Source organism: Tissierellales bacterium, assembly GCA_035301805.1.
GTDB lineage: Bacteria > Bacillota > Clostridia > Tissierellales > DATGTQ01 > DATGTQ01.
In genome coordinates this window covers 1-4,721 of sequence record DATGTQ010000065.1, presented here as the reverse complement: position 1 = coordinate 4,721, position 4,721 = coordinate 1, and the positions used below count along the sequence as shown (strand labels likewise).

The 4,721-nt window shown below is 29.8% G+C and carries 7 protein-coding genes; 5 read left to right on the top strand and 2 right to left on the bottom strand.

The window, feature by feature from the left end:
• Positions 1-643: 643 nt before the first annotated feature.
• The 3 genes from VK071_02820 to VK071_02810 all read left to right on the top strand — a co-directional run bounded on the left by VK071_02820 (position 644) and on the right by VK071_02810 (position 2,301).
• Positions 644-1,504 (top strand): YitT family protein, encoded by an 861-nt coding sequence (locus VK071_02820; protein ID HLR34244.1) that lies wholly within the window; start codon positions 644-646, stop codon positions 1,502-1,504.
• 81 nt (positions 1,505-1,585) lie between these two features.
• Entirely contained in the window at positions 1,586-1,987 is a 402-nt protein-coding gene (locus VK071_02815) for a nucleotidyltransferase substrate binding protein (protein ID HLR34243.1), read from the top strand.
• Positions 1,984-2,301, top strand: coding sequence for a nucleotidyltransferase domain-containing protein (locus VK071_02810; protein HLR34242.1), 318 nt, complete (start codon positions 1,984-1,986; stop codon positions 2,299-2,301). The genes VK071_02815 and VK071_02810 overlap by 4 nt, the downstream gene beginning before the upstream one ends.
• Before the next feature lie 67 nt (positions 2,302-2,368).
• On the opposite strand, the gene VK071_02805 is transcribed toward VK071_02810, so the two are convergent.
• Positions 2,369-3,604 (bottom strand): aminopeptidase, encoded by a 1,236-nt coding sequence (locus VK071_02805; protein ID HLR34241.1) that lies wholly within the window; start codon positions 3,602-3,604, stop codon positions 2,369-2,371.
• Between the two features lie 139 nt (positions 3,605-3,743).
• Between VK071_02805 and VK071_02800 the strand changes: the two genes are divergently transcribed.
• Complete coding sequence (locus VK071_02800) at positions 3,744-3,941, top strand: hypothetical protein (GenBank protein ID HLR34240.1); 198 nt, start codon at positions 3,744-3,746, stop codon at positions 3,939-3,941.
• A gap of 51 nt (positions 3,942-3,992) precedes the next feature.
• Here VK071_02800 and VK071_02795 read toward each other — a convergent pair whose 3' ends face one another.
• Positions 3,993-4,160: a hypothetical protein gene (locus VK071_02795; protein HLR34239.1), complete on the bottom strand. Its 168-nt coding sequence runs from the start codon at positions 4,158-4,160 to the stop codon at positions 3,993-3,995.
• A gap of 141 nt (positions 4,161-4,301) precedes the next feature.
• Here VK071_02795 and VK071_02790 point away from each other — a divergent pair.
• Positions 4,302-4,721 (top strand): Wzz/FepE/Etk N-terminal domain-containing protein (locus VK071_02790; GenBank protein ID HLR34238.1); only part of this gene is annotated, 420 nt, incomplete at its 3' end.

Genomic DNA, 4,721 nt, shown 5'->3' with positions numbered 1-4,721 from the left:
ACTTTAGTTACTGCACAAGCTGCTGTTGGTGGACCATCAGGGGCTATGGCATTGCCTATAGCAGCACAGTGGCCGGCTTTAGCAGTAACAGGTATAGTTTGTGGATTAGTGGGATATGCCATAGGTAATTATTTAGGTATTGGAGCCGCATATTTAGTATTTAAGATAATATCTTAGACTAAGGCCTTCAGTTAATAAGATAGTTAAAAATAGTGAATAAAGCAAGGTACAGGGAAAAACTTAGGGAGAAGGAAGCCATTTAAAAGTGGCTTTCCTTTTTTGGCTTAAGAATGTCACCTGGTAAGCGGGTGATTCAAAAAGGCTTCTAGTGTTGAACAGAAAAAACCTCCATTAATATAATAAGTTTAGGTCTAGCCAACCAAACTTAAATCAAAGGAGGCTATCTATGTCGATAATAGTTATCATATACGAAATGGAATTGTAAATGAAATGAGAAAAAAGGATTGTTCCTTTCTTTCACTTTGTCTCCTATGTATATAAGGGAATAAACTTTAGAAATTGAAGCTTTATTCCTTTGATTAATTTTATGTAAAAAATGTTTTAATAAATAAAAAAATTGGTATAGTATCTTAATGGATAATAATATATAATGAAGTCAAATATTTTAGAAAGGAAAATTACTATGAAATTAACTAAGGATCCTAAGGATGTATTAAGAAAGATAATGTTTATAATATTAGGGAACTTTTTGTGTTCTATGGCTTTTAATGTATTTTTTATTCCTAACAAACTTCTAAGTGGTGGTGTTGGAGGTATAGGGATACTAATTCAATTCTTAACAGGGCTCCCCGCAGGTATATCAGTTTTTATAATAAATATTCCTATATTTATTATAGGCACTAAAATGATAGATAGGGAATTTGCCACATATGGATTTATATCTATGTTTATACTTTCTTCTTTATTGACTATAACTAGGGGTTTTGGAAAATATTTGGTAGTAGATGATATATTATTAGCTGCAATTTTCGGTGGAGTGCTTAATGGGATTGGAATGGGGCTAATGTTTAGAAATAGAGTATCTCAAGGTGGTTTTGATATAGTGGCAGCCGTTCTTAGGAGAAAATACAATATGAATATTGGTACTGCACTAATGGGGGTAAATAGTATAGTTATTTCTTTTTCATCCTTACTATTTGGTTATAAATCTGCTATGTATACTTTAATATCTATGTATATAGGATATCATGTATTAGACAAAGTACAAGTAGGCCTTAATGTAAAGAAAAATGTTTTTATAATATCTGATAAGTCAAAAGAATTAGCTGAAACAATAATTCATAGGTTAAATAGGGGTGTTACTCTTTTAGAGGGGATAGGAGCCTATACAAATAAGGATAAAAAAGTGATATATTGTATAGTAACTTCTAGAGAAATTGCAAAACTAGAGGAAATAGTTGATGAAATAGACCCTAATGCTTTTTTAACCATAAATGAAGTGGTAGAGGTAAAGGGTAGAGGTTTTAAAAATATTGGTATATAATAAAAATATAAATATGATATAATAAAAATATATAGAATCTAATTTGCCTTATTATATAAAATAGATTAGGGGCTGATTTCTATGAGAGAAAAAGAAATTAGATGGCGTCAAAGATTTGAAAACTTTGATAAGGCTTATGAACAGTTTTATTCTGCAATTTCAGATTTTGATAATCTTAATGATCTTGAAAAAGAAGGATTAATTCAAAGATTTGAGTATACTTTCGAATTAGCTTGGAAGACATTAAAGGATTATTTAGAATCACAGGAAGTAGTAGCAAAATTTCCAAGGGAAGTAATAAAAGAAGCTTTTCACTATGAAATAATTGAAGATGGTGAGATATGGATGGATATGTTAGAAAAACGAAATATTCTAGCGCATACTTATGATGAAAAACGCTTTAATTTCGCAATTAGGAAAATAAAGAAAGAATATTATGAAGCTATAGTACAAGTGCATAATTATTTAGGAGAGAGAGTATGAGCTATGGTATATCAAAAAGGAGTATGGAATTAATTATTAATGCTTTTATGAAACAAAGGGAGATTGATAGGGCATCTATCTTTGGTAGCCGTAGCATGGGAAATTATAAAAGTGGTTCTGATGTAGATATAGCCATATATGGAACTAATATTAGTATAGAAATAGTTAATAAAATAAATATAGAGTTAAATGAGAAGCTACCTTTGCCTTATTATTTTGACATTGTGCATTATGATTCTTTAGAACATGCTGGATTGAAAAAGCATATAGATGAATTTGGAAAAGTATTTTATAGTTCAATGGATAAGACATAACTGAAACATAGTGTTATTAATAGCGAATAGATAACATGGATGTTATCTATTCGCTATATTTTATATCTTAAAAAGCCCAATTTCCGTTTTCAAATATTTGAATCTTTTCTCCATCTTTAGTTTCTCCTACTATATTTAAATCCTCTGAACCCACCATAAAATCTACATGGGTTAAAGAATCATTCACTCCTGCTTTTTCTAATTCTTTATCTGTCATTTTTTCTCCACCTTTAATATTAGTAGGATAAGCCTTTCCAAAGGCGAAGTGACAAGAGGCATTTTCATCAAATAAGGTGTTTAAAAATAATATATTAGAGTTAGAAATTGGAGAATCGTAAGGAACTAAGGCTACTTCTCCTAAATATTTAGCTCCTTCATCTAAAACAAGTAAATCTTTTAAAACTTCATAACCTTCTTCAGCCTCAAAGTTTTCAACCTTTCCGTTTACAAACTCAAGTTTAAAATTATCTATTAAATTCCCACCATAATTCAATGGTTTAGTACTATATACTACCCCATTGACACCAGTTTTTAATGGCATAGTAAAGACTTCCTCCGTTGGCATGTTAGCAACGAAAAATACATCTTTAGTATTTTTTCCACCACCGCCAGCCCAGATATGCCCTTCTGGTAACTCTACCTCTAAATCTGTGCCATTAGAGGCTTTATAATGCAGTTTTTTAAAGCTTTTCTCGTTTAAATAATTAACTTTTTCTTCTAGGTTCTTAAGATGCTCTTCCCAAGCTCTAAATGGATCTTCTAAATTCATACGAGTAGCCATGAATATAGCATCCCATAGTTTTGACATTGCTTCTTCTTCTGAAATATTAGGGAAGACCCTCTTTGCCCATCCTTCAGTAGGTATAGATACTACACACCAAGCGTTTTCATCATTCATAGTATATTTTGTGAAGGTTTTTAAGGCTGTGGAAGAAGATTTATTATATGCTGCAATCTTTTTAGTATCAACATCCTTAAGTAATTCTGGGTCCTGGGAGTAGATAGATAAAAATCCTGCTCCATCTTCAGCATATTCTTCTAATCCATCAGCAAACCATTTAGGAAAGTTTTCAAAAACATCCATAGGTGCATTTTCATATTTCATTTTAGAAAGTACATCATCATTCCAATTAACATGGACTTCTTTAGCACCAGCTTTATAAGCATGCTTAGCCACTAATCGAACGAACTCAGCACCTTCAATAGGAGAACTAATAACTAAAGGCTGACCTTCTTGCAAGTTAATACCTACATCTACACATAATCTTGCATATTCGTCTAACATATTATCAAATTTTCTCATACCATCCCTCCAATTAGCATTTACATATAGTTTATAGTAAATAGAATAGGATGTAAATATGATAAAAGATAGAATTTTGTCTTGTTTATTGGTATAATATAGGTAATAATAAAGATTAATTTCTAAAAAGGGTGGTTAGGTGATTACAAAAGAAATGCAGATATTGTATATTGTAGAAAAGTATCCTGAAACGGAAGAAGTTTTTAGATTCTACGATGATATAGCAGGAAAATGTACTATGTGTCATAATTTATTTGATTCCTTAGAGAATTTTGCATTAGAATATGAGATTGATTTAGATGATTTAATATTGAAACTTAATAAAAAGATACCATAGGTTTCATAGTTCTATGGTATCCTTCTATTAAGTCTTATAAATTAATTATAATTAATTTATAATAATAATTAATAAAGCTATTAAAATAGGTATAGCTATTGCAGAGAAACCAATTGCTAAACTTTGTTTCTCTTTTGGTGTTAATACGTAACTAGCTTCATAGAAGCCATCTATTTTTTTTCTTTTTACAATTTTTTTTACTGCATTAACAAATAACAAAACTAGCAACTCCTTCACATAACGTAATAGTATATAATTATCAAACAATTTTATTATATACCAATTTTAGTATATAATGAGATTATTAATTAAAATAGGATAGAATCCCTATATTTATAAACAGTATTAAGGAGGATAAATATGGAAGAAATAAGCATTAAAGAATTATTCTTAATTCTAGGAAATAGAAAAAGACTTATATTATTAGTAACTCTAATATCTATTATAACCAGTGGAATAGTAAGTTATTTTATACTAACTCCCCAATATGAAACATTTGCAACACTTATGGTAGGAAAGCCTAAGGATTATGGTGGAGATAATCAATTAGAATATAATGATTTATTATTGAATCAAAAGCTTGTAGGTACTTATGGACAAATAGTAAAAAGTAGATTAGTTGCTGATAAGGTTATTAATCAAATGGGATTAGACTTAACTTTTGAAGAATTTGGACAAAAGGTAAATGTAAACCTTGTCCAAGATACGGAGATTATAAAAATTGAAGTAACAGATGAAAAACCTCAAGTGGCAGCAGCTATTGCAAATATAACTTCTGAA